Below are 24301 nucleotides of genomic sequence, written 5' to 3'. Positions count from 1 at the left end.
AGCTGGATGCCGGTCATCCGGCTTTTTTGGTTATATGATTATCTTGGGCTGTGATATAATCAATTGAAGATTAACCACTAGAAGGAGCTTAAATAATTGGTAGAAAAAAACGACGAGATTGAACAGACATTTCAGATCGAAAGCCCGGAAATCGAGGTTGGTATTCTCGGGCCTCAGGACAAGTTTGTCAGCTTGATTGAGCAGGGAATGGACGTTACCATTAATCCATTTGGCGATAACCTGAAGGTGAAGGGGCGTACAGAGGATGTCAAGATGACAGTGGATGTCTTTCATGCGCTGATCAACCTTTTGAACCAGGGAATTCGTATTCATAGCACCGACATCGTCAGTGCTATGAAAATGGCCCACCGGGGGACGTTAGAGTATTTTGCAGATCTTTACAGTGAGACGATCATTAAGGATCGTCGTGGCCGGGCTATCCGGGTAAAGAACTTTGGTCAGCGCCAATACGTCAATGCCATGAAGCATAACGATATCACTTTTGGAATTGGTCCCGCAGGAACTGGGAAGACCTATCTGGCGGTGGCAATGGCAGTGGCGGCCTTGAAGCGGGGAGAGGTCGAACGGATTATCATTACCCGCCCCGCCGTCGAAGCCGGGGAGAGCCTTGGATTCCTGCCTGGCGACCTTCAAGAAAAGGTTGATCCATACCTGCGGCCAATCTACGACGCTTTAAATGATATCTTCGGCCCTGATCACACCCAACGGTTGATGGAACGTGGTGTTATTGAGATTGCACCTTTAGCCTACATGCGGGGTCGGACTCTCGATGGGGCCTTCATCATTTTAGATGAAGCCCAAAACACCACCAATGCTCAGATGAAGATGTTTTTGACCCGGTTTGGCTTTGGCTCCAAGATGGTGGTCAATGGGGATATCTCTCAGATCGACTTGAAGCACGGTGTTCGTAGCGGTTTGGTCAGCGCGCAGCGGATCCTTAAGGACGTTCGGTCAATCAAGTTTGTTACCTTCAGCGCCGAGGACGTGGTCCGTCATCCGGTTGTTGCCCGGATCATTACCGCTTACGAGGAGGCAGGAACCAAGAAGACAGGAAAAGCAAAGGAGGATCAGACGGATGGATCTGACAATTTACGATCGGACAAGTAACGGCATCAGTCAAGACCAACATAACCTCGTCGAGCAGGTTCTGCAGTTTGCCGCCCAGAAGCTCAACCTAGCGGAGAATACCGAAATGTCAGTGACGCTAATGAATAATCCGGCAATTAAGAAGATCAATGCTCAGTATCGGGGGGTTGACCGGGCTACTGACGTCCTCAGCTTTGCGGCGGAAGAGAGTGGCGACGAGTCACCGATCATCATGGATCCAGAACTGGCAGCTGAATTGCCGACCAATCTCGGTGACCTCTTCATCTCCATGGATAAGGTCGTTGAACAGGCCAAGTTCCTTGGTCACTCGTCTGCACGGGAACTGGGCTTTTTAGTGGTTCACGGCTTCCTTCACCTGAACGGCTACGACCATGAGCAGCCTGCGGATGAAAAGAAGATGTTTGCACTACAGCGGGAGATTCTCGATGAATATGGACTCAAACGATAAACATCAAGTGACCAAGAACCACCACCTCTTTCAGGCGATGGGACACGCTTTTGACGGGATCGTGGCAATGCTTAAGGAGGAGCGCAATATGCGCTTCCACGTCCTGGCAGCCATGCTTGCGGTAATCATCGGCTGGTACCTAAAGATCAGTACTGCAGACTGGCTCTGGATCCTGCTAGTGGTTTTCTTGGTCTTTGCTGCTGAATTCTTAAACACGGTCACGGAGGCGGTCACCGACCTCCTGTCCAGTCACCACTACGATATTAATGTAAAAAAAGCCAAGGATGTGGCAGCCGGAGGTGTCCTCCTGGCGGCACTTTTTGCACTAGCCGTGGGGGCAATCATCTTCGTACCGCGTTTCTACGCATTAATCATTAGATAGGAAGTAAGAAATATATGGATAATCCAGAATACAAGTCCGGCTTTGTTGCCCTGATTGGCCGGCCCAATGTTGGCAAGTCGACGCTGTTAAATTACATCGTGGGCCAGAAGGTGGCCATTATGAGCAATGTTGCTCAGACTACTCGTAATAAGATTCAAGGGATCTACACCAGCCCGGAGGCCCAGATCGTCTTCATTGATACTCCTGGGGTTCATAAACCGGCTACTAAGCTGGGTGATTTCATGGAACGGTCAACGATGTCCGCATTGGATGAGGTCGACGCGGTTCTCTTTGTGGTTAGCGCTACGGAGAAACGGGGAGCTGGGGATGACTTCATCATTAACCGTCTCAAGCAGGTTAAACAGCCAATCTACCTGGTAGTTAACAAGATTGACCGGGTTAGCCCCAACGACCTTCCTAACATCGTTGCCCAATACCAGGATGCCCTGCCATTTAAAGCAGTCGTGCCGATCTCAGCCTTGCAGGGAAACAATGTTAATGGGCTTTTGAATAAGATCATTGCTGGCCTGCCTCATGGTCCACAGTATTACCCGGCTGATCAGATCAGCGATCATCCTGAGCGGTTCGTGGTGGCCGAGATGATTCGGGAGAAGATTTTCATGCTGACCCGGGAGGAAGTTCCGCATTCGGTTGCAGTTGACGTTACCTCGATCAAGCGTGAGGATGAGGAGCACATCCATATTTCGGCTAACATTATCGTGGAACGCCCCGGTCAGAAGGGGATTATCATCGGTAAGAAGGGACAAATGCTTAAAAAAATCGGCACAATGGCCCGGCAGGATATTGAACGCCTGCTCGGCGACCGGGTCTTTCTCCAGCTGTGGGTCAAGGTGGTTCCCGGCTGGCGTGATAAGTCGGCCATGCTGAAGGACTACGGTTACCGGAATAAAGATTACTAAGACGAGGGGGTGCTGGTCGTGGCCCGGGAAGTGACCGATTTTAATGGGATCATTATCTACCGACAGGACTACCGGGAACGCGATCTCCTGGTGAAGATGCTGACTGACAAGATCGGCCCGGCAATGTTCTTTGTCAAGGGAGCTAAAAAGCGTGGCTTCCGATTGGCTGCGGACATTCTGCCCTTCACCCACGGCAGCTACATCGGTTCCCTGGCTGACGATGGGCTGAGCTTTATTAATGTTGCCAGCGAAACGCACCAGTACCGCAACATTATTGGCGATGTCAGCAAGAATGCCTATGCCACTTATATCCTCTCCCTGGTGGACCATGCTTTTCCCGATGGGCGTAATATTGGGGCATGGTTTAAACAGGTGGCCGCCGCCCTGGAACGAATTGATCAGGGGGTTGACGAGCAAGTCGTGGCTAACATCATTGAGATCCAGCTGCTGACGATGTTTGGGGTGGCCCCTAATTGGGACCAGTGTGTTGTTTGCGGTCAGGACCAGGGTCCCCTTGATTTTTCGGAGGAGTCTGGGGGAATGCTATGTAAGCGGCATTGGTACCTTGATCCCCGCCGTCTTCATCTCAACCGGCGGACTGTCTATTTTCTTCAGCGCCTGGCCCATGCTAACCTCCAACAGGTACGTAGGATCAGCATTAATCCGGTGACCAAGCGCCATATCCAGGCGGTCATCGATACTATCTACGATGATCAAGTGGGCTTGAAGCTCAAGAGCAAGCATTTTATCAACGAAATGCACCGCTGGGAACAAAAGATGGGAAATTTGCCGTCAAAAGATTGACTTTCAAAAGGACATTATCTATTATTAGGTACGTATTTAAGAAACACCTCAATTGAATACATGCAGCCACGACGGAGAATAATGATGGCCAGTACCAGGACAGCGAATGGGGGAGAGTGAAAGCCCCAGACTGGTCAGCCATCACGGGCCCTCTATCAGCTGGATAAACTAAGCTGTTTTGCAGGAATGCAAAAAAGCAGGGTGGAACCGCGAATCAACCTCGTCCCTGCAGTTACTATTTTGTAGTAGCTGGAGGGACTTTTTATTTAGAGAAGGGAAGAATAATGATGACAACGAAAAAGCTAAGTGTCCAAGACATCATCTTTACGCTTGAACAGTACTGGGCCAAGCAGGGGTGTATGTTGATGCAGGCCTACGATACTGAAAAGGGTGCCGGGACGATGAGCCCCTATACCTTCTTGCGGGCGATCGGGCCGGAACCGTGGAACGCTGCCTATGTTGAACCGTCTCGGCGGCCGGCAGATGGTCGTTACGGGGAGAACCCCAACCGGCTCTACCAGCACCACCAGTTCCAAGTGATCATGAAGCCATCACCAGACAACATCCAGGACCTTTACCTGGGTAGCCTGCGTGAACTCGGCATTGAACCCCTGGAGCATGATATTCGTTTTGTCGAGGATAACTGGGAGAACCCTTCAATGGGCTGTGCCGGTGTTGGTTGGGAAATCTGGCTTGATGGGATGGAAGTTACCCAGTTTACCTACTTCCAGGTTGTTGGTGAACTGCCGATGAATCCAGTGGCCGCCGAAGTTACCTATGGCCTGGAACGGTTGGCTGAATACATCCAGAATGTCGATTCTGTTTATGATCTTGAATGGGCTGACGGGGTCCTCTACGGTGATATTTTTAAGGAACCAGAGTATGAGCACTCTAAGTACGCCTTTGAGGAGAGCAACCAGGAGATGCTCTTGGCGGCGTTCAACGACTACGAGACCGAAGCTAAGCGTCTGATCAAGCTCGGCCTGGTTCACCCAGCCTATGATTATGTACTGAAGTGCAGCCACACCTTCAACCTGCTTGATGCTCGGGGGGCTGTCTCTGTGACCGAGCGGGCCGGTTACCTGCATCGGATCCGGATTATGGCCAAGTCGATCGCTAAGGCCTTCGTTGAGGAGCGGCGCAAGCGCGGCTTCCCTTTGATCCATGATGAAAAACTGCGTCAGAAGACCCTTGACGAATACACCAAGAAGGCCGAACGTGAGAAGCAGCGAGCAGCAAAGCGCGCTGCTAAGCAGGCAAAGAAAGCACAGAAGGGGGATAAGTAAACATGGCTAATACATACTTATTAGAGGTTGGTGTCGAAGAGATGCCTGCCCACGTGGTCACGCCAAGTATCAAGCAGCTGCACAAGCGGGTGGCTGACTACCTGAAGGAAGAACGGATTGGGTTTGATGATATCAAGGAATACGCAACCCCACGGCGGATGGGCCTGTTGATCTCGGGCCTGGCTGATAAGCAGCCAGATATTGATGAATCTGTTAAGGGTCCAGCTAAGAAGATTGCCCAGGACGCTGACGGTAACTGGACCAAGGCTGCCATCGGTTTCACTCGGGGGCAAGGAGCCACAGTTGATGACATTGAATTCAAGGACGTTAAGGGTGTCGAATATGTCTTTGTTGAGAAGCATATTACCGGTAAACCAGTGGCTGAGGTCCTCGAAGGCCTGCCGGATGTTATCACGGCGATGAATTTCCCAACCTTGATGAAGTGGGGCTATAACAACCTCCAATTTATTCGGCCAATTCGCTGGCTGGTCTCTCTGCTTAACGATCAGGTGGTACCATTTAAGATTCTCGACGTTGAAGCTGGCCGGACAACCAAGGGCCACCGCTTCCTGGGTCACGACATTGAACTCAAGCAGGCGACGGATTATGAGGAGGCTCTTCACGACCAGTTCGTGATTGCCGATCAGGCTAAGCGCAAGCAAGTAATTACCGATCAGATAGATGCCATTGTCAAAGAACACGACTGGGTAATCGACAAGGATGCCGATCTCCTGGAAGAGGTCAATAACCTAGTTGAATGGCCAACTGCCTTTGCTGGCTCCTTTGACCCGAAGTACTTGGTTCTGCCTGATGAAGTTCTGATTACCTCGATGAAGGATAACCAGCGTTTCTTCTATCTCCGTGATCATGACGGCAATCTCTTGCCGCACTTCATTGCTGTTCGTAATGGAAACAGCGAGTATTTGGACAATGTGATCAAGGGGAACGAACGGGTGCTGGTCCCACGGCTGGAAGATGCTAAATTCTTCTATGAAGAAGACCAAAAGATTACCATTGACCAGTATGTTGAACGGCTCAAGCGGGTTAGCTTCCACGATAAGATCAGCTCGATGTATGATAAGATGCAGCGAGTGGCCGTGATTGCTCAGCTACTCGGTGAACGTCTCGGCTTAAGTGATGATGAGCTGGCCGACCTCGATCGGGCCGCCCACATCTACAAGTTTGACCTTACTACCCAGATGGTGGGTGAGTTTGCTGAATTGCAGGGGATCATGGGTGAGATCTATGCCAAGATCTTCGGCGAGAAGGATGATGTAGCCGTTGCCATCCGTGAGCACTATATGCCAATCTCTGCCGAGGGTGATCTTCCACAGACTAAGATTGGTGCTATCCTGGCTGTGGCTGATAAACTTGATAGCATCATGAGCTTCTTTGCCGTTGGGATGATTCCATCTGGTTCTAATGACCCGTATGCATTGCGGCGTCAAGCCTTTGGAATTGTCCGGATCATCAACGACCGCAATTGGCACTTGCCGCTGATGGGGATGCAGGACGCAGTCATCGCCGCCTTCAACAAGGCTGGTTTGCAACCAAGCTTTGACTTGAGTGCTAACCAGGACCAGGTTCGGGCCTTCTTCCTTGACCGGCTTAAACAGCTCTTCAACGGTGAGAAGCTACGTCACGACATTGTCGATGCGGTCACCGATACTCAGGGTGTTGACATTGCTAACGTGATCGAAGCAGCCAAGGCCATCGATAGCCACAAGGACGATGCTGACTTTAAAGGTGCAGTCGAGGCCTTAACCCGGGTTCTTCGGATCGCCAAGAAGGGGAAGTTTGGTGCCGCAATGCCAAGTGTTAACCCTGACCTGTTCGTTAATCCGTCAGAGCAACAGCTCCACGATGCCGTTAACACGGTTGAGCAGCATTTCGCTGATCGGACTGTGGCTGAAAACTTTACCGCCCTGCGTGATCTTGCTCCCGTTATCAGTGCCTACTTCGATGAGAACATGATCATGGATAAAGATGAAGCCGTTCGCCAAAACCGGTTAGCTCAATTGACAATTCTGGCTCGGCTGACCGCTGTTGTGGGAAACCTTAACGACCTAATCGTCAAGTGACGAGGCCTGATATTTGAAATTCTCGCAACTTGTGGTACCATATATATTAAGTGAATTATGGTTAAATGATTGATTGGAGGGTCGCATTCCGTTGGGTTGCGGCCTTTCGTTACTGTTCGCGAACCTATCAAGTGGGGTGATTCAATGGCCAGAATACCACGTGAGATAATCGATCAAGTTCGTAATTCAGTTGATATTAGTGATGTTATCGGGCAATATGTCCAGCTCAAACGGGCCGGGAAGAATTTCACCGGATTGTGTCCTTTTCATGAGGAGCAGACCCCGTCCTTTTCCGTCAATGCCGAAAAACAGTTCTACCACTGTTTCGGTTGTGGGCGGAGTGGGAATGTTTTCCAGTTCTTAATGGATTATAAGCACATTGGTTTTGTGGAAGCCGTTGAGGAGGTTGCCAAGCTAGGTGGCACTAAATTGCCGACTACCTATACGGCCGATACCACGACACAGGCGGACTCTCCACATGACCGGGAGCAGGGACAGCTGCTGGATCTGCATGAGAAGGCGGCCCAGCTTTATCAGCATATCCTACTCAACACCCCGGCTGGTGAGCCGGCTCGGCGCTACCTGCAAAAGCGGGGGATGTCTCGTGACCTGATTGAGCAGTTTCAAATCGGCTTCGCTCCCGTTCAGCGAATTTTGGCCCCGTACTGTACCCAACAGAAACTTGACTACCAGCTGATGCGCAAGTCGGGACTCTTTACCGAGGATCGGGAGGGCAAGCTTCAGGACCGATTTGTTGAGCGGGTGATGTTCCCAATCAAGAACGCCCAAGGAAAGGTTATTGCCTTCTCAGGCCGCTTGCTCAGTACCGCTCAGACCGACCTGCCCAAGTACCTCAATAGTCCGGAAACACCGATCTTCAACAAACGGCGGACCCTCTTTAACCTGGACCTGGCAAAGAAGGCGGCCCGCAGTGATGGTCGTCTCTACCTCTTTGAAGGATTCATGGATGTAATCTCGGCTTTTGGTGCTGGAATAGAAAATGGTATTGCCTCGATGGGAACTTCCTTCACCGAGGAGCAGGTCCATATCATCAACCGGACGACGAAACAGCTTGACATATGTTATGACGGTGATTCAGCGGGACAAAACGCAATTGATCGAGCAATTAATCTGGTTAAGGACCACCAAAATGGACAGCTGGCGGTGCGGATCGTTCAGTTGCCGGCGGGGGTTGATCCCGACGAGTACGTACAGCAGAATGGGGCAGTCAAGTTTCGCAATTACGTTCATAACCAGGAAGAAACCCCGACAGACTTCTACCTGCGTTTTCTACGTAACGGCCGTAATCTGAATAACCAGCAGGAGCTGATGTCCTACCTGGACGCGGTTCTCAAAGAAATTGCCCGTCTGGATACACCACTGGCTCAGGATATGTACTTAACGAAACTGGCTAATGAATTCAAATTGGACAAAGCCGCCCTGCAGGGGCAACTCCACCAGTTGCAGGGTGCAATGCACTTGGAGCCGACTCAACCGGGTCAGGTCTATCATGAGCAGGCGGCGGCAGCCTATGCACCGCCAGTCCAGCCGACCACGACTAGAATTGGCCGGACCGAGTTGGCCGAACAGATCTTGCTTCGGTACATGCTTCATGACCCTAACGTCTGGAGTCATGTTCGGGCCCAGGACCACTTTCACTTCGTCCACGAGAAATACGAGTCCTTATATATGGTTGCCAGCAGCTACTTCTCGGAGTATGGCGACTACACGACGGCCCGCTTTCTCGATTACTTAGCAGCTTATCCAGACTTGCGGACGACGCTCAGTCAGGTTGAGCAGCTGACGGTAAACCCGGACGTAGATATGCAGGTAATCGATGACTGCCTGCACATATTAATCCAGCAGACGCCCCTGCAGGATCAGATCAAGCAGGTCCGAGCCCAGCTTCAGGAGGCAAGTACGTTAAACAATACTGAACTGGCTACCCAACTGACGGTTGATCTGGTAAAACTATTAAAGAAGCAACAACAGTATAAAGCGGAGGAGACTAAATAGTATGGCAAAGAGTAAGAAGAAAGACCTTGTTATCTCAAACAGCAGTAGTTTTAATCAACATGAATACGACACCGCTGTTGGTAAACTGATTCGCCATTACAAGAAGCAAAAGGAGGTCAAATACGACGATCTGACCGAGCAGATTGCTAAGCCCTTTGAATTGAACGCTGCCGGGATCGATAACCTTTTGCAAAACGTTGAGGACGCTGGTATTAGTGTTGTTGATAGCAACGGTGATCCTGACCCCCGGGCACTGAAGGCAACTGAGAAGCTGTCCCAGAGTGCCATGAAGGATACCTCGGCCCCAACTGGCGTAAAGATCAACGATCCAGTCCGGATGTACCTGAAGGAGATTGGCCGGGTTAACCTGTTGACCGCCGACGAGGAAGTTCAATTGGCCCTACGGATCGAACAGGGTGATGAGGAGGCCAAGCAGGAACTGGCCGAGGCGAACCTGCGGCTGGTAGTTTCCATTGCCAAGCGTTACGTTGGCCGGGGAATGCAGTTCCTGGACCTGATTCAAGAAGGAAATATGGGCCTGATGAAGGCGGTTGAGAAGTTTGACTACCGCCGGGGCTTTAAGTTCTCTACTTATGCTACGTGGTGGATTCGCCAGGCCATCACCCGGGCAATCGCTGACCAGGCCCGGACGATTCGGATCCCGGTTCACATGGTGGAGACGATCAATAAGCTGATCCGAATTCAGCGGCAGCTGCTCCAGGACCTCGGACGGGAACCGCTGCCTGAGGAAATTGGGGCTGAGATGGATATGCCAACGGAGAAGGTCCGTAACATCCTGAAGATTGCCCAAGAACCGGTTTCCCTCGAAACCCCAATTGGTGAGGAGGATGATTCCCACCTGGGTGACTTTATTGAGGACCAGGACGCCACCAGTCCAGCCGATCACGCGGCCTACGAGATGATGAAGAAGCAGTTGGAGAATGTCTTGGATACCCTGACCGATCGGGAAGAAAATGTTTTGCGGCTACGGTTTGGTCTGGACGATGGTCGGACGCGAACTCTGGAAGAGGTTGGCAAAGTCTTTGGCGTCACCCGAGAGCGGATTCGGCAGATCGAGGCCAAGGCCCTGCGAAAGCTGCGGCACCCATCTCGTTCTAAGCAGTTGAAGGATTTTCTGGAGTAAACAGGTTCCTTATTAATTAAATACGATAAAATGACGGATTGCGACCAATTTGGCGGCAATCCGTTTTATTAATCTTTGCTATCTTTATTAAATAAAAGTTAAAACTAAATTAAAATTAGCTTGACCGGGCCGTAGTTTGATAATAAACTTAATATAATTTAATGATTAGAGAGGGAATGAAGCTATGCCTGAATTAGCAAACGATTTGTTAGGAACGATTAATCACCGGCTTGATGCCCAGAAGCCATCTGGGATCCGGGCTTTTGATCAGGAAGTTTCCAAGGTACCAGGGATCATCAAGCTGACTCTGGGTGAACCGGACATGAACACACCAGAACACGTCAAGCAAGCGGCCATCAAGAGCATTCAAGAAAACGACTCGCACTATGCTCCCCAGGCCGGGAAGCCGGAATTACTGGCGGCTATCAGCAAGTACATTAAGGATACCCGGGGGGTTGACTACGATCCCGACCATGAGGTGGTTGTAACCGTGGGAGCTACGGAGGCCGTTGTCGCAGCATTCTTCGCCTTACTGAATACTGGGGATAAAGTCATTATCCCAACGCCGGTCTTTTCCCTGTATTTCCCGCTGGTTGCCATGACCGGGGCCACCGCTGTTCAGGTTGACACTTCTGCGGATGGCTTTGTTCTGACTCCTGAACATCTGGAAGCGGTCATTGAACGTGAGGGTAAGGGCGTTAAGGCCGTCATCCTTAATTACCCATCCAACCCAACTGGTCGTGAATATCCACGGGATGTGCTGGAAGGCCTGGCGAAGGTTATTGCCAAGCACCACCTGTACGCGATTGCTGATGAAATCTATAGCGACCTGGTCTACGGGGTCAAACACTACTCAATTGCTACCATGATTCCGGAACGAACCCTTTTCATCTCTGGGCTATCCAAGTCTCATGCCATGACTGGCTACCGTCTTGGTTACATCACTGGGCCTGCCCAGATAATGGCTAGCATCAGGAAGATGCATGCCTACTTGGTAACGACAGTCACAGACAACGTTCAGGCTGCTGCTGTTGAGGCTTTGAACAATGGTCGAGAGGATCCGGTTGGTTTCCGCAAGACTTATGAACATCGTCGTGACCTGGTCGTTAATGGCCTGCGTAAGCTCGGTTTTGAAATGTCAACGCCGCAGGGGGCTTTCTACATCTTCGCCAAGATTCCGGACCAGTTCGGCAAGGATGATGTTACCTTTGCTAAGCGTCTAGCTACGGAGGCCAAGGTTGGGGTTACGCCCGGCAGTGCCTTTGGAGCAGGTGGGGAAGGCTACGTTCGTCTCTCATATGCCTCATCTGATGAAGACCTTAAAGAGTGCCTGCACCGAATCGGTGAATTCGTTAAGAAACTGAACTAAATTACTGAAAAAGTGCTCACTGGTCTCACGGCCGGGGGCGCTTTTTGCTATACTGGAATTAAATGACAATAAAGAGGGATGTTAACGTGGATGAGAAACACTTATCAAAACGGCTGACCACGGTGGCTAGTTATGTGCCAGCCGGGGCCCGGATGGCCGATATCGGCTCGGACCATGCCTACCTGCCAGCAGCCCTAGCCCTAACGAAGAAGATCAGCTATGCGGTGGCTGGAGAGGTCGTTACGGGCCCTTACAAGAACGCAGTCAGTGAGATCAAAGGGCACGGCCTGACTGATTGGGTTAAGCCACGATTGGCAGATGGCCTGGACGCGGTCACGCCCGCTGATCGGATTGATACTGTTGTAATCGCTGGGATGGGAGGAACCCTGATTGCCGAAATATTAGAGCGTGGCAAGCAGCATCTAGCTGGAGTCCAGCGACTGGTTTTACAGCCAAACGTTGGCGAAGATCGTTTGCGGCGGTGGCTGATGGTCAACCGTTATCAGATTATGGCTGAACAGATCGTTGGTGAGGATGATCATATTTATGAAGTCATTGTAGCCGAGCCGTCAGTGGTCCCGTTCTGTTACAGCGACTATGAGCTGATGTTTGGTCCCCACCTGTTAGAGGAGAAAGGACCTGTCTTTGTTGCCAAATGGCAGGATTATGCTAAGCGGCAGCGAGCGGTTATCAATCAGATTGAACAGGCCCAGAACGTGCCGGTCGAACGGATTACTGCGATGAAGAAACGGTTAGCATTAGTAGCGGAGGCGTTAGGTGATGACAAGTATTAATGGTAGCACCCTGATTCAACGGTTTGAACAGTTTGCCAGCCCGCAACTGGCCGAGAAGTGGGACCACGTCGGACTACAAGTTGGCAATCCTGATCGGCCAATCAGGAAATTAATGACGACCCTTGATGTTCGTCCAGAGATTGTTCAGGAGGCCGTCGATTCGGGGGTTGACTTCATCTTTGCCCATCATCCGGTGATGTTTCATCCGGCTAAAAACCTTGACACCCGGGATCCACAGAACGCCATGTACGCTCAGTTGCTAGCTCACCAGATTACAGTCTACGCTGCCCACACCAATCTTGATACGGCCAATGGGGGGATGAACGACTGGCTGGCCGCCAAACTCCGGCTCAGTAACTGCCAGCCCCTGGTACCTGCCGGCAGCGACCCGGTTACCGGACAGCCGGTCGGAATGGGGCGAATTGGCGACTTTGCCGGTTCGATGAATGCAGATGCCTTTGCGCGTTACTGCATGCGGACCTTCAACGTTACCGGTCTCCGCCTGGTTGCCAACCCGGCCGATCGGGACCGGCTAATCCACCGGGTAGCCGTCTTGGGCGGTGCTGGTCAGGACTTCTATCAGCTGGCGGTCAAACAGGGGGCCGATGCTTACGTTACCGGTGACGTAAGCTACCACTTCGCTCACGACATGATTGCCAACCACTTGACCGTCGTTGACCCGGGTCACCACATTGAAGCGGTAGCCGAACAAGGACTGGCGACTCTGATCCGCAATTGGCAACAAGAATACGGCTGGGACTTCACGGTGATTGAGAACCGGATCAACACGGATCCCTTCACGTTCATGGTGGCCTCAGACAAGCAGTGATGTGAGAATCAAAGGAGATGTTCGATAATGGTTGTAGAAAAGTATGATGGTTTATTATCCCGTTTTTTGAAGTACGTCAAGACGGAAACCCGGTCAAATCCGGCGTCAACAACAGTTCCGTCCGATCCCAAGGAGACCGCCTTTCTAAATGAACTGGCGACGGAACTCAAGCAGATTGGTCTGGATGATGTCCATATCAATAAGCAGAGTTCCTATCTGATGGCTACGATTCCAAGCAATATCGATTACCCAGTACCGACAATTGGCCTGATCGCCCATGTTGATACAGCGGACTTCAACGCCCATAACGTCAGTCCGCAGGTTATTGAGAATTACGACGGGCACTCAGCTATTAAGCTCGGTGATGGAGAATACCAGCTGGACCCCGCTGATTTTCCTTCCTTAAAAAAGTATGCGGGCAACACCTTGATTACCACCGATGGTACAACCCTGCTGGGAGCCGATGACAAGTCTGGGGTGGCTGAGATCGTGACGATGGCTGCCTACCTGATGAAGCATCCAGAGATTAAGCATGGGCAGATTAAGATTGGCCTAGGACCTGACGAGGAGATCGGAACTGGGGCGGATCATTTTGATGTGACGGACTTTGGTGCCGACTTCGCCTACACGGTCGATGGTGGTCCGCTGGGCGAGCTTGAGTATGAGACCTTTAACGCAGCTCAGGCAGAGATTGAGATTAAGGGTAACGATGTCCATACTGGGGTTGCCAAAGGGACGATGGTCAATGCTATTCAGGTGGCAATTGACCTTCACGACAGCTTGCCAGCCCATGAGCGGGCGGAACGGACTGATGGCCGGCAGGGATTCTTCCACCTATACAAGTTTGATGGGACGGTAGATCATGCTGCCATGGTCTACTTGATTCGGGATCACGATAAACAGACCTTTATCGAGCGCAAACACCTGCTGGAACGGATTGTGGCCGGCCTCAATGATGAACTGGGGGCTAAACGGATCACGATGAAGCTCTATGACCAGTATTACAACTTGAAGGACGCTCTCAAGGACCACATGGCCGTAGTTGAAATTGCCAAACAAGCGATGGAGAATCTAGATATCAAGCCTGATATCTACCCGGTTCGGGGTGGGACCGATGGCTCGACAATTTCTTACATGGGTCTGCCGACCCCTAACCTCTTTGCTGGAGGAGAGAACATGCATAGCCGGTTTGAATATGTTTCCTTGCAGACTATGGAACGGGCGCTTGATACCCTGTTGGAAATTAATCGCTTGAATGTGGAACGAGGTAAGTGATCCACGGATACAAAAAAAGATCAGCGAAATCAATCGCTGATCTTTTTTGTTGCTTATTAGCTTACTTGTTGTTCTTGGCTGGGTTGGCACTTTCGGTGATGGCCGTCACTGCGTTAACAGCGATCAGGGCCATGACCACGGCCAGGATCCCAACCATTGTGTAGTCGGGCGTCATGCCTTCGAGCTGACCGGTAATGTAGGCTAAAACCTCACCGAGGATCAGTGCCCAGATCCCGGCCATAATGTTTCGTGATAATGCATTCATGTAAGTCATCCCCTCTTTTAACTCCTTAATTTTAGCACAAAGGGCCGGGGATGGGAAAGAGGCAAACCAATTTGAGTGTTTCATGGCGGCTGGTGCGAAAAGATTTGGTATAATCAACCTGTATACGAAAGGAGGAGAGCATCTTGGCCTTTACGCCACTTGATGTGCAAAGCTCATTTAGCCTGCTACAAAGCCCAATTAGGATTCCCGAGCTGGTTCGGGTGGCCCGGGAGCGGGGATATACATCCCTGGCCCTGACCGATGAGAACATCCTCTATGGGGTAGTCGACTTCTACAATGCGGCCCGGGCTGCAGGAATCAAACCGCTGCTGGGGATGAAAATGCGGCTGACGTTAGATGATGGAGCGGGCAACAGCTTGATGCTGACCTTCATTGCTCGTAACCGTCAAGGCTATCGGCACCTAATGGATCTCTCCACTTGCCACCAGACGACGGCCCGCGAGAAACTCCCACTGACTATTGACCAGGTGGACGAGTTATTGGGCGACCTCTTCGTCATTGTTCCACCCCAGACCGGCCTGTTCAGTTCAGCACTTCATCCGGGGGAATTTCTGCAACGGCTAAGCGAGCTGACCGATTCAGACAGCTTGCTGATTGGGATTAACCCCGATCTGGACCCGGTCCACCGGGCGACCCTTCAGGACTTGGCCGCCAGTCATAACTTATCACTGGTTGGTACCAGATCGGTGGAGTACTTGGACCCGACTGACCAGTTTGCTGCCAAGGTTCTTCAGGCGATCCGGGTGGGAGGCCAGCTGGAGAACGTTGCTGACCAGGCACGCAAACGGGGAAGCCATTACTTACGGACTGCTGCTCAGGAGCAGGCGGCTTACCAGGCTGCCGGACTGGCTTCAGCCGCTGCTCAGACGGAGCGGCTGGCCGCCCAGTGCAACGTAGAGTTGGAGTTTAAAGCCCCGGTCTTGCCACATTTTGCCACCCCAGACCAGCAGTCTTCGCAGAGCTACCTGCAGGATCTATGTGAGCGGGGACTGGCGAAGCGTCCGGTAGCCCCAGGATTTTCCAAGCAGGACTATCGGGATCGGCTCGCCCACGAACTATCCGTAATCCACCAGATGGGTTTTGACGACTACTTTTTGATCGTCTGGGATGTCATGAACTTCGCCCACCGTCAGCACATCACGACCGACCCAGGACGAGGGTCGGCGGCTGGTTCGCTAGTTGCCTATGCGCTGGCGATTACTGAAGTTGACCCGCTGGAATATCACCTTCTCTTTGAGCGCTTCCTCAATCCGGAGCGGGCTCAGATGCCGGATATTGACCTAGACATCCCGGACAATCGTCGGGGGGAGATTCTCAAATATGTTCACGATCGGTATGGGCACCAGCATGTCGGTCAGATCATTACCTTTGGAACCTTGGGTGCCAAGCAGGTTCTTCGCGATGTCAGCCGGGTCTTCAACTGGCCGCGTTACGATGTCAATGAGCTGCTGGGCACTTTGCCAGCCGGTCATGACTTGACCCTAGCTAGCGCTCTGCGTGATTCGCAACGCCTACGCAACTTCATTGATGACCATTCAGACGCCCAACTGCTAATGACGGTGGCGGAGAAGTTGGAAGGCCTGCCCCGTCACTATTCAACCCACGCGGCCGGGGTGCTCCTGTCTGAACAACCTCTCCATGAGATTGTGCCCCTCCAGGACGGTGGTGAGGGGCTCCTGATGGCTCAGTTTACCAAGGGGACGGTTGAAGCCCTCGGGCTGTTGAAGATGGACTTTTTGGGATTGAAGAATCTATCGATCCTTGCCCGCACCATTCAGCTGATTCATCAGGATCATCCGGAATTCACCCTGGCCCAGGTTTCCTATAACGACCCAGCGACCCTTCAGCTCTTCCAGCGAGGCCAGACCGATGGTGTGTTTCAATTTGAGTCAAGCGGGATTCGTAATGTTTTAGTCAGTCTTCATCCTGACCGGTTTGAGGATATCATTGCCGTCAATGCCCTTTACCGGCCGGGCCCCCTTGAGAATATTGATCACTTCATTGCCCGTAAGCACGGTCAGGAAAAGTTTAAGATCCCGGATCCGGCACTGCGGGAGATTTTGGCGCCAACTTACGGCATCCTGGTTTATCAGGAACAGGTCATGCAGCTGGCATCAGCGATGGCTGGCTTTACCCTCGGGGAAGCCGACCTGCTTCGGCGTGCAATGAGCAAGAAAAAGGCATCGGTGATGGCCGGGATGCGGGACAAGTTCCTCAAGGGAGCAGTTGCCAACGGTTTTACTCTGGAACGGGCCCAGCAGGTCTTTGACTACATTGACCAGTTTGCTAATTATGGCTTTAACCGGTCGCACGCGGTAGCCTATTCGATGCTGGCTTTCCAGTTGGCCTATCTGAAGTGTCATTACCCGAACGCCTTCTACACGGCTCTGATGGGGACGGAAACCAACCTGACTAAGCTTCGCCAGCACGTCGCAAACGCTCGTAAGCTCGGGGTGGTTGTCCAGGGGCCACGAATCAATATCAGTATGGAATCATTCACCCTCCACAACGGCCAAATCTACTTCGGCCTAGCCGATATTAAGGGAGTGCGGCGTGACTTTGTTGCCGCAATTATCGAACAGCGCGCCAGAGGTCCCTATAAGGATCTGCGCGATTTTGTGAATCGGCTGGATGATCGGTGGCGCAAACCGGAACTGATCGAACCACTGATCTATGCTGGAGCTTTCGACCAGCTTGGCTACAATCGGGCGGAAATGGTGACGGCCCTGCCGGAGCTTGTTTCGGGGATCGACCAGCTCTTGAGTAGTTTCCAAGATGACCCCAGTCTTCAGTCGACGATCACACGACGCAACGAGTTTCCGTTAACCACCCGCCTGCTGAAGGAAAATGAGTACCTGGGGGTTTACCTCTCTGGACACCCGGTTAGCCAGTACCGGCGGCTTAAAGTGGCTCTTCATGCTCAAACGGTTGATAGCCTGCAGCCGGGTAAAAATGCTACCATTCTTCTCTTTGTTAACCATGTCAAGACGATCCATACCAAACGCGATCACCGACCGATGGCGTTTGTCTCTGGATCCGACCAAACGGGAGCCATCGACGTGACCGTTTTTCCAAAGCAGTACCAGCGCTTTGCTGACCTGTTATCTGTCAATCAGGTCTTGGTAGTTCATGGTAAAGTTGAAGTGCGGCCGGGGCGGGGAATTCAGATGCTGGCCGATCGGATCCAGGCCGCTCGCACCCTCCAGGGACAGTTAGTACCCAATCAGCGCTGGGTGATTCGGGTTTTCCCCGATAAGGCCAACCGGCAGGTGATGACTGCCCTTAATGAGTTAATGCATAATCACCACGGCAATATTCCGGTTCTGCTCTATTACCCTCAGACGGATGCCAAGCATCTCCAGGAGCGAAGCAAGTGGCTGGACCAGTCCAAGGCGACCGCAGCGGCATTAGTTCAGTTGTTTGGTGCCGATAACGTTGTCCTTCAACGCCTGAAAAATTAAATCTAAATGAGAATTTTGAATAAATTCACTGTGGCAGCGGTTTCTTGATACTTTCTGCACAAAAATTAAAGACACAGATTTTAAAAAGTGCTATTATACAAGTGTGCAAATGAGGGATGCAATTGGCAGACCGCAGTTGATGCATAAATGTAAAAGGAGAGATTCATTTATGAAGAAAACCAAGATTGTAAGTACCCTTGGTCCTGCAAGTACTGATGTTGATACGATCGTTAAGCTGATCCAAGCGGGTGCAAACATTTTCCGCTTCAACTTCTCACACGGTGACCACCCAGAACACTTGGGCCGGATGCAAAACGTTAAGAAGGCCGAAGAAATTACTGGTAAGCACGTTGGTATCATGCTTGATACTAAGGGTGCTGAAATTCGGACTACTGTTCAAAAGGACGGTAAGATCGAATACAACATTGGTGACAAGGTTCGTATTTCCATGGATGCTTCATTAGAAGGTACCCACGACAAGATCGCCGTTACCTACCCAGGCCTGTACGACGACACGCATGTTGGTGGCCACGTTCTCTTTGACGATGGTCTGATTGATATGTTGATTGACGAAAAGGACGAAGCAAACAAGGAACTGGTTTGCCACGTTCTGAACCACGGTGTTCTTGGTTCACGGAAGGGTGTTAACGCCCCAGGTGTTTCCATCAACCTGCCAGGAATCACGAAGAAGGACAGCAGCGACATTCGTTTCGGTCTTGACAACAAGATCAACTACATCTCTGCTTCATTCGTCCGGAAGGCTCAAGACGTTCTTGACATTCGTGAACTCCTCAAGGAAAAGAACATGGAAGACGTTCAAATCTTCCCTAAGATCGAATCTCAAGAAGGAATCGACAACTTCGAAGAAATTATCGAAGTTTCCGATGGCCTGATGGTTCCACGTGGTGACATGGGTGTTGAAATTCCTGCTGAAAATGTACCGATTGTTCAAAAGCACATGATCAAGCGGTGCAACGAATTAGGCAAGCCGGTAATCACTGCTACTCAAATGCTGGATTCCATGCAAGAAAATCCACGCCCAACCCGTGCCGAAGTATCTGACGTTGCTAACGCCGTCTTTGATGGTACTGACGCAACGATGCTTTCTGGTGAAAGTGCCAACGGTGACTACCCAGTTAAGTCCGTTGCCATGATGAACGCCATCGACATCAAGGCTGAAAACCACCTTTGGGAATTCGGTACTGAAACCTTCGATTGGGACAAGTCCGATGTTACTGAAACGATTGGTTCTGCCGTTGCCAATGCTGCTAAGGACTTAGGCATCCACACCATTGTGGCTTACACTGCTTCAGGCTACACTGCTAAGATGATTTCTAAGTACCGTCCAAATGCTGACATTGTTGCCTTGACTCCTAACGAGCGGGTAGAACGGGGCCTTATGATCAACTGGGGTGTTCAACCTTACGTTGTTTCCGAAATGAAGGATACTGACAAGATGTTTGACCTGGCTGCTGAAAAGGCAGTTGAACTCGGCTTTGCTAAGAAGGGTGACAAGATCATCATCGTTGCTGGTGTGCCTTTGGGTGTCCCAGGTGCTACTAACCTGATGCGGGTTAAGACGATTGACTAATCGCTATTAACGTTAAACAAATAAGAGCACGATTTTGGTCGTGCTCTTTTTGTTTATTCGGAAGCTGGTCAAAGACCGGTTCGCCGTGTAAAATAGCCTTAGTATACAAATCAGAAGAGATAAGTGGGGGAAGAATATGAACTTGGCATTAGGAAGGGTCGTCTCGGCAGTGATGATCGATGAGAATGACGACTATTATTTTGTTCAGCCAGCCAGAAATGGTCAGACATACCGCCTGCCCAAGGAGGAAAGTCCTCAGGTTCTGCACATTGGGGGACAGGTTCGTGGATTTGTTTATGAGAACGCGGACCACCAGTTGCAGATGACATGTGAGCACATCCCGACGGTCCAGGTTGACCATTATGATTTTGGGACCGTAGTCGGGGTTCGTCGTGACCTCGGGGTATTCGTTGACATTGGCCTCCCCAACAAGGACATCGTGGTCTCCCTAGACGACCTGCCGGAGCCTAAGCACCTTTGGCCCCAGCCGGGAGATCGGCTGATGATTGCTTTAACGGTCGATGATAAAGATCGGATCTGGGGAAAGCTGGCCGATGACGCCATTTTTAACACCATTTCGACGGCCCCGTCACCACGGCTTCAGAATCGTGATATCTATGCAACTGTCTATCGGCTGAAGATCAACGGAACCCACGTTTTGACGGATGGCTACCACCTTGGCTTTATCCACCCCAGTGAGCGTGACCAGGAACCGCGGCTGGGCCAGCGGGTCAAGGCCCGGGTAATCGGGATATCGTCGCACAACAGCCTCAACCTTTCGCTCAAGCCGCGGGCCTACCAGGCAATTGGCGAAGATGCCCAGATGCTGTTGGCGATGCTGGGGCAGGACCTTCACCATCGGCTGCCCTACACCGACAAGAGTGACCCTCAGTTGATCAGAGCCGTCTTCGGTATTAGTAAGGGTCAATTCAAACGGGCAGTCGGCCACCTGCTCAAACAGGGCTTGGTCAAAGAAGAAGATGGTCAGCTGGTCCTCCTGGAGCGGAATGATCGCTAATGGGGGATGAGATAACGGATTTCATTGCAATGCTTAAGGACGAGCGGGGCTTAGCAGAAAATACCCGAGCTGGCTACCGGCGTGACCTGAAAGCTGCTGCGGCTTTCTTTAACCGGCAGGGAATTACAGATTGGCAGTCGGTTGACCGCTATGCTGTGATTGGTTACCTGTCGGCCCAACAGCGGGCAGGGAAGTCGGTGGCGACCATCAATCGCCTGATCTCGAGTCTTCGCCAATTCTTCCGCTACCTGATTCGTCAGCAGCACCTGGCGGTCAATCCGATGGAAACGATTGATCACCGACCGGCAGGGGAGACGACCCAACCCCCGGTAATCCTGAATGAGGATGAGGTTGAGCGCCTCCTGGCAGTTCCTGATACCACGACCCCCCTGGGGATCCGTGACCGAGCCATCTTGGAGATGCTCGACGCTACTGGGATGCGGGTAACTGAACTAGCAACCCTGCCACTGACAGCCCTCCACCTCGATGTTCAATTTGTCCAGCTTCAGGGTAGTGGTCAGCACGAGCGGATGGTTCCCTTAAGCCGTCCGGCGGTGCACTGGCTTCAGCGCTACCTGACTATGGTGCGACCACGATTGGTCGATGGGGAGCGGTCTGAGGTCTTTCTCAATGCCCACGGACGACCGCTGAGTCGACAGGGAATCTGGAAGAATTTTAAACAGCTGGTTCAAGTAGCCGGGATTCAAAAACCGGTAACCCCGCAGACTTTTCGCTATACCCTAGCGGTCCAGATGCTATCACGGGGGGCCAGTGGCCAGGTGGTCCAGGAGATGCTGGGTTATACTGAGTTACGGATGCTGCAGCCGTATTTAACGGTGACTCCCCAGGAGCTGACCCAGACCTACAAGAAATATCATCCGCGTGCCTAGATACGAAGGGAGAAGATTGACAGTACATGTTAGTACACTACCGAAAAGACTACCAGAAGATTGCACTGGGGCTGCTTTCGCTGCTTCCCGAGCTTCGTGATGAGCAACGCTTTCGGGAAGAACTCAACTGGGCATTGACGTCGGGAAACCAGATTTACCTTTGGAAGGACCAGGAGGATAATCACTTCATTGCGGTGATCATTCTGGAATTAGGAACTGACTATGTTCTCTTACGCCGACTCTCCTTCACACCGAGCGAACGGTCTGGTCGCAATGTTTACGCCCTCTTGACCGCTATTCATGAGCAGTATCCTGATCGCCGGCTGATGGGGACTCTGGACACGCAACCGCTAATCACGAGTTGGGGGAAGGCAAATGAGTGAGCATACAACTATGGCGGATCGCCAACAGCCAACCCTGAAGCTCGGTGGCTTTGAAGGTCCTCTCGACTTGCTGCTGCACCTGATCCGGGAGGCTAAGATGGAGATCTACGATATCAAGATCGCTACCATCACCAGCCAATATATGAGCTATCTTCACCAGATGAAAGCTCACCGTTTGGAGGTTGCTGGGGAGTACTTTGTGATGGCCTCGACCCTGATGCGGATTAAGAGCCAACTCCTCCTTCCTCAGGCTCCACCGCTGGATGAGGAGGAACCCGAAGAGGAACCGGTTGACCCTCGCCAAGAGCTGGTCGACCAGTTGGTGGAGTACCAACGTTACAAGCAGGCGGCTGATCGTCTTAAGGACAAGGAGAGTTTTCGTCGGCAGGAATATACTCGGCCGGCGATGCGGGTACCGCAGGATCTGGTAAGCGAGCAGGTGGCCCCCGGGGTCAGCCTGGACCAGCTGCAGGCTGCCTTTGCCCAGGTTCTCAAGCGACGTCGCTTTACCCAACCGGTTGTTGAAACGGTGGCGGCTGAAAAGGTTAGCGTTGCCGAACAGATGCAGACTGTCTTTAACCGGGTTAGTGTAGCGCCGCAGCGTTTTGTCGACCTCTTGACGTCGACGGTGACCAAGGATGAACTGGTGACTACCTTCTTGGCCATCTTGGAGCTGGCCAAGCACCAGGCAGTTCACATTGAGCAGGCGGGGTTGTTTGCACCAATAATTATCAGAGAAGGATTGAAGAGTGATGACTACCGAAACAACGAATATCGCCCAGATTGAAGGCTTACTGTTCATCAGTGGGGATGAAGGAATTACGGTCGGTGACATGGCTAAGATTACGGGGTTCATGAAGCCAGCTATCATCGCCATTCTGGATAAGTTAATGGATCGTTACGCCAATGATTCCACCAGTGCCCTAGTGGTACTCCATAGTGGCCAGACATACCGCTTGGCAACCAAGCCGGAACTAGCCCCAGTGATCAAGCAGTACTTTGAGATTCCGCTGACGGTGCCGTTGACCAACGCTCTCTTAGAGGTCCTGGCGATTATCGCCTATCGTCAGCCGATTACCCGCCTGGAGATTGATGAGATCCGGGGGGTCCAGAGTTCGGGCTCGCTACAGAAGTTAATGGCGCGGGGATTGGTTGATACCCACGGTCGGCTAGATGCACCTGGTCGGCCATTCCGCTATGTTACAACCGAGCGTTTTCTGGATTATTTTGGCCTCTCATCGTTGGATGATCTGCCGCCGTTGCCGGAAGGGGCCGATATTGATACGACCGACCTCAGTGGGGATCTCTTCCTGTCGGCATTCCAGTCACGTAAGCAAGGGGGAAAAGACTAATGGAGAGATTACAAAAAGTAATGGCTGCGGCGGGAGTTGCTTCCCGCCGGGCCTGCGAGAAAATGATTTCTGCAGGCCGCGTTCAGGTTAATGGTAAGACAGTTACTGTGCTGGGCACCAAGGTTGGCCGTCATGACAAGGTGGAGGTTGATGGGGTTCCGATTCATCGCGAGACCGCCGTCTACTATCTGTTGAACAAACCGCGGGGGGTAATCTCCAGTGCCCACGATGATAAGGGCCGTAAGACGGTGGTAGACATTCTTCATGAAGACGAGGTGGAAGAACGGGTCTATCCGGTGGGCAGGCTAGATTATGATACTACCGGGATTCTCCTGCTGACCAACGACGGGGCCCTGGCTAATAAACTGATGCATCCGCGTTTCGAGGTGGCCAAGACCTACGTGGCCAAAGTTAAGGGCATCGTCACCAACGATGAGTTAAAACGCCTCCGCTTGGGGGTTCGGATTGATGGACACAAGACTAAGCCGGCTAAGACCCGGTTGAAGGAGACTGATCGGCATCGCCAGACCAGTCTGGTTCAGCTGACGATCCATGAGGGCCGTTACCACCAGGTTAAACGAATGTTCGAAGCGATTGGTCACCCGGTGATTAAGCTTCATCGGGAAACATATGGTTTTCTCAATCTCCGGGGCCTGCAGTCCGGCGAGTTTCGGGAGTTGCGGCCGGAGGAAGTTACTAAGCTGAAACAGCTGTAACGCGCGGAATAGATAGTGATATCGTACGTATAATAAATCTAATATAATAGAGAAACTATGGAAAAGTACGAATATCTTGGAGCATTAAAGCACTGAAAACGTTGACAGATCGCGGTGAAACCCGTATA

At 51.7% G+C, this 24301-nt stretch carries 22 protein-coding genes; 21 read left to right on the top strand and 1 reads right to left on the bottom strand.

Annotated features, from left to right (window positions below):
* Window positions 1-96: 96 nt before the first annotated feature.
* The 13 genes from CK797_RS05670 to pepT all read left to right on the top strand — a co-directional run bounded on the left by CK797_RS05670 (window position 97) and on the right by pepT (window position 14476).
* On the top strand, window positions 97-1128 hold the full coding sequence (locus CK797_RS05670) for a PhoH family protein (RefSeq protein ID WP_104688786.1): 1032 nt from the start codon (window positions 97-99) through the stop codon (window positions 1126-1128).
* The gene (ybeY, locus tag CK797_RS05665; RefSeq protein WP_104688785.1) at window positions 1097-1576 is read left to right on the top strand and encodes an rRNA maturation RNase YbeY; all 480 of its coding nucleotides are present in this window, start codon (window positions 1097-1099) and stop codon (window positions 1574-1576) included. Before CK797_RS05670 ends, ybeY begins: the two co-directional genes overlap by 32 nt.
* Complete coding sequence (locus CK797_RS05660; protein ID WP_181049533.1) at window positions 1560-1958, top strand: diacylglycerol kinase family protein; 399 nt, start codon at window positions 1560-1562, stop codon at window positions 1956-1958. The genes ybeY and CK797_RS05660 overlap by 17 nt, the downstream gene beginning before the upstream one ends.
* A 14-nt stretch (window positions 1959-1972) precedes the next feature.
* Window positions 1973-2878: a GTPase Era gene (era, locus tag CK797_RS05655; protein WP_104688783.1), complete on the top strand. Its 906-nt coding sequence runs from the start codon at window positions 1973-1975 to the stop codon at window positions 2876-2878.
* 18 nt (window positions 2879-2896) lie between these two features.
* Window positions 2897-3682 carry a DNA repair protein RecO gene (gene recO / locus CK797_RS05650; protein WP_104688782.1) on the top strand — a complete coding sequence of 262 codons (786 nt, stop codon included), beginning with the start codon at window positions 2897-2899 and terminating at the stop codon, window positions 3680-3682.
* Window positions 3683-3969: 287 nt separating this feature from the next.
* Window positions 3970-4968 (top strand): glycine--tRNA ligase subunit alpha, encoded by a 999-nt coding sequence (gene glyQ / locus CK797_RS05645; protein WP_104688839.1) that lies wholly within the window; start codon window positions 3970-3972, stop codon window positions 4966-4968.
* Window positions 4969-4970: 2 nt separating this feature from the next.
* A complete protein-coding gene (gene glyS, locus CK797_RS05640) occupies window positions 4971-7049 on the top strand; it encodes a glycine--tRNA ligase subunit beta (protein WP_104688781.1) in 2079 nt (692 codons plus the stop codon).
* A gap of 144 nt (window positions 7050-7193) precedes the next feature.
* Window positions 7194-9065, top strand: a complete 1872-nt coding sequence (dnaG, locus tag CK797_RS05635) for a DNA primase (RefSeq protein ID WP_104688780.1) — start codon at window positions 7194-7196, stop codon at window positions 9063-9065.
* A gap of 1 nt (window position 9066) precedes the next feature.
* The gene (gene rpoD / locus CK797_RS05630; protein ID WP_104688779.1) at window positions 9067-10209 is read left to right on the top strand and encodes an RNA polymerase sigma factor RpoD; all 1143 of its coding nucleotides are present in this window, start codon (window positions 9067-9069) and stop codon (window positions 10207-10209) included.
* A gap of 184 nt (window positions 10210-10393) precedes the next feature.
* Window positions 10394-11578 (top strand): aminotransferase class I/II-fold pyridoxal phosphate-dependent enzyme, encoded by a 1185-nt coding sequence (locus CK797_RS05625; RefSeq protein ID WP_104688778.1) that lies wholly within the window; start codon window positions 10394-10396, stop codon window positions 11576-11578.
* A gap of 86 nt (window positions 11579-11664) precedes the next feature.
* Complete coding sequence (locus CK797_RS05620; RefSeq protein ID WP_104688777.1) at window positions 11665-12372, top strand: tRNA (adenine(22)-N(1))-methyltransferase; 708 nt, start codon at window positions 11665-11667, stop codon at window positions 12370-12372.
* Complete coding sequence (locus CK797_RS05615; RefSeq protein WP_104688776.1) at window positions 12359-13201, top strand: Nif3-like dinuclear metal center hexameric protein; 843 nt, start codon at window positions 12359-12361, stop codon at window positions 13199-13201. Before CK797_RS05620 ends, CK797_RS05615 begins: the two co-directional genes overlap by 14 nt.
* A gap of 27 nt (window positions 13202-13228) precedes the next feature.
* Window positions 13229-14476: a peptidase T gene (gene pepT, locus CK797_RS05610; protein WP_104688775.1), complete on the top strand. Its 1248-nt coding sequence runs from the start codon at window positions 13229-13231 to the stop codon at window positions 14474-14476.
* Between the two features lie 61 nt (window positions 14477-14537).
* Here the strand turns inward: pepT and CK797_RS05605 are convergent, their stop codons facing one another.
* Window positions 14538-14741 (bottom strand): YjzD family protein, encoded by a 204-nt coding sequence (locus tag CK797_RS05605; protein WP_104688838.1) that lies wholly within the window; start codon window positions 14739-14741, stop codon window positions 14538-14540.
* Window positions 14742-14884: 143 nt separating this feature from the next.
* On the opposite strand from CK797_RS05605, the gene dnaE reads away from it, so the two are divergent.
* The 8 genes from dnaE (at window position 14885) to CK797_RS05565 (ending at window position 24173) form a co-directional block, all read left to right on the top strand.
* Entirely contained in the window at window positions 14885-18223 is a 3339-nt protein-coding gene (dnaE, locus tag CK797_RS05600) for a DNA polymerase III subunit alpha (protein WP_104688774.1), read from the top strand.
* Window positions 18224-18392: 169 nt separating this feature from the next.
* Window positions 18393-19814 carry a pyruvate kinase gene (gene pyk / locus CK797_RS05595; protein ID WP_104688773.1) on the top strand — a complete coding sequence of 474 codons (1422 nt, stop codon included), beginning with the start codon at window positions 18393-18395 and terminating at the stop codon, window positions 19812-19814.
* A 136-nt stretch (window positions 19815-19950) separates the two neighbouring features.
* Complete coding sequence (locus CK797_RS05590) at window positions 19951-20832, top strand: S1 RNA-binding domain-containing protein (RefSeq protein WP_104688772.1); 882 nt, start codon at window positions 19951-19953, stop codon at window positions 20830-20832.
* Window positions 20832-21722 carry a tyrosine-type recombinase/integrase gene (locus CK797_RS05585; RefSeq protein ID WP_104688771.1) on the top strand — a complete coding sequence of 297 codons (891 nt, stop codon included), beginning with the start codon at window positions 20832-20834 and terminating at the stop codon, window positions 21720-21722. Before CK797_RS05590 ends, CK797_RS05585 begins: the two co-directional genes overlap by 1 nt.
* A 26-nt stretch (window positions 21723-21748) precedes the next feature.
* Window positions 21749-22105, top strand: a complete 357-nt coding sequence (locus CK797_RS05580; protein ID WP_104688770.1) for a reductase — start codon at window positions 21749-21751, stop codon at window positions 22103-22105.
* Window positions 22098-22892, top strand: a complete 795-nt coding sequence (locus tag CK797_RS05575; protein ID WP_225365027.1) for a segregation and condensation protein A — start codon at window positions 22098-22100, stop codon at window positions 22890-22892. Before CK797_RS05580 ends, CK797_RS05575 begins: the two co-directional genes overlap by 8 nt.
* Window positions 22858-23457, top strand: coding sequence for an SMC-Scp complex subunit ScpB (scpB, locus tag CK797_RS05570; protein ID WP_104688769.1), 600 nt, complete (start codon window positions 22858-22860; stop codon window positions 23455-23457). Before CK797_RS05575 ends, scpB begins: the two co-directional genes overlap by 35 nt.
* Complete coding sequence (locus CK797_RS05565; RefSeq protein WP_104688768.1) at window positions 23457-24173, top strand: pseudouridine synthase; 717 nt, start codon at window positions 23457-23459, stop codon at window positions 24171-24173. Before scpB ends, CK797_RS05565 begins: the two co-directional genes overlap by 1 nt.
* Window positions 24174-24301: the final 128 nt, after the last annotated feature.

The organism is Limosilactobacillus pontis (assembly GCF_002940945.1).
Lineage (GTDB): Bacteria > Bacillota > Bacilli > Lactobacillales > Lactobacillaceae > Limosilactobacillus > Limosilactobacillus pontis_A.
The sequence above is the reverse complement of the archived record's forward strand: the minus strand, read 5'-3'. Positions and strand labels throughout refer to the sequence as shown.

Excerpts from the sequence above, each read along its gene's own strand:
- CK797_RS05575 (WP_225365027.1), top strand. The coding sequence starts at position 22,098 with ATGAGTGAGCATACAACTATGGCGGATCGCCAACAGCCAACCCTGAAG.
- era (WP_104688783.1), top strand. The coding sequence starts at position 1,973 with ATGGATAATCCAGAATACAAGTCCGGCTTTGTTGCCCTGATTGGCCGG.
- CK797_RS05585 (WP_104688771.1), top strand. The coding sequence starts at position 20,832 with ATGGGGGATGAGATAACGGATTTCATTGCAATGCTTAAGGACGAGCGG.
- CK797_RS05605 (WP_104688838.1), bottom strand. The coding sequence starts at position 14,741 with ATGAATGCATTATCACGAAACATTATGGCCGGGATCTGGGCACTGATC.
- CK797_RS05590 (WP_104688772.1), top strand. The coding sequence starts at position 19,951 with ATGAACTTGGCATTAGGAAGGGTCGTCTCGGCAGTGATGATCGATGAG.
- glyS (WP_104688781.1), top strand. The coding sequence starts at position 4,971 with ATGGCTAATACATACTTATTAGAGGTTGGTGTCGAAGAGATGCCTGCC.
- rpoD (WP_104688779.1), top strand. The coding sequence starts at position 9,067 with ATGGCAAAGAGTAAGAAGAAAGACCTTGTTATCTCAAACAGCAGTAGT.
- CK797_RS05565 (WP_104688768.1), top strand. The coding sequence starts at position 23,457 with ATGGAGAGATTACAAAAAGTAATGGCTGCGGCGGGAGTTGCTTCCCGC.
- glyQ (WP_104688839.1), top strand. The coding sequence starts at position 3,970 with ATGACAACGAAAAAGCTAAGTGTCCAAGACATCATCTTTACGCTTGAA.
- ybeY (WP_104688785.1), top strand. The coding sequence starts at position 1,097 with ATGGATCTGACAATTTACGATCGGACAAGTAACGGCATCAGTCAAGAC.
- scpB (WP_104688769.1), top strand. The coding sequence starts at position 22,858 with ATGACTACCGAAACAACGAATATCGCCCAGATTGAAGGCTTACTGTTC.
- pepT (WP_104688775.1), top strand. The coding sequence starts at position 13,229 with ATGGTTGTAGAAAAGTATGATGGTTTATTATCCCGTTTTTTGAAGTAC.
- CK797_RS05625 (WP_104688778.1), top strand. The coding sequence starts at position 10,394 with ATGCCTGAATTAGCAAACGATTTGTTAGGAACGATTAATCACCGGCTT.
- CK797_RS05615 (WP_104688776.1), top strand. The coding sequence starts at position 12,359 with ATGACAAGTATTAATGGTAGCACCCTGATTCAACGGTTTGAACAGTTT.
- dnaG (WP_104688780.1), top strand. The coding sequence starts at position 7,194 with ATGGCCAGAATACCACGTGAGATAATCGATCAAGTTCGTAATTCAGTT.
- CK797_RS05580 (WP_104688770.1), top strand. The coding sequence starts at position 21,749 with ATGTTAGTACACTACCGAAAAGACTACCAGAAGATTGCACTGGGGCTG.
- CK797_RS05660 (WP_181049533.1), top strand. The coding sequence starts at position 1,560 with ATGGACTCAAACGATAAACATCAAGTGACCAAGAACCACCACCTCTTT.
- pyk (WP_104688773.1), top strand. The coding sequence starts at position 18,393 with ATGAAGAAAACCAAGATTGTAAGTACCCTTGGTCCTGCAAGTACTGAT.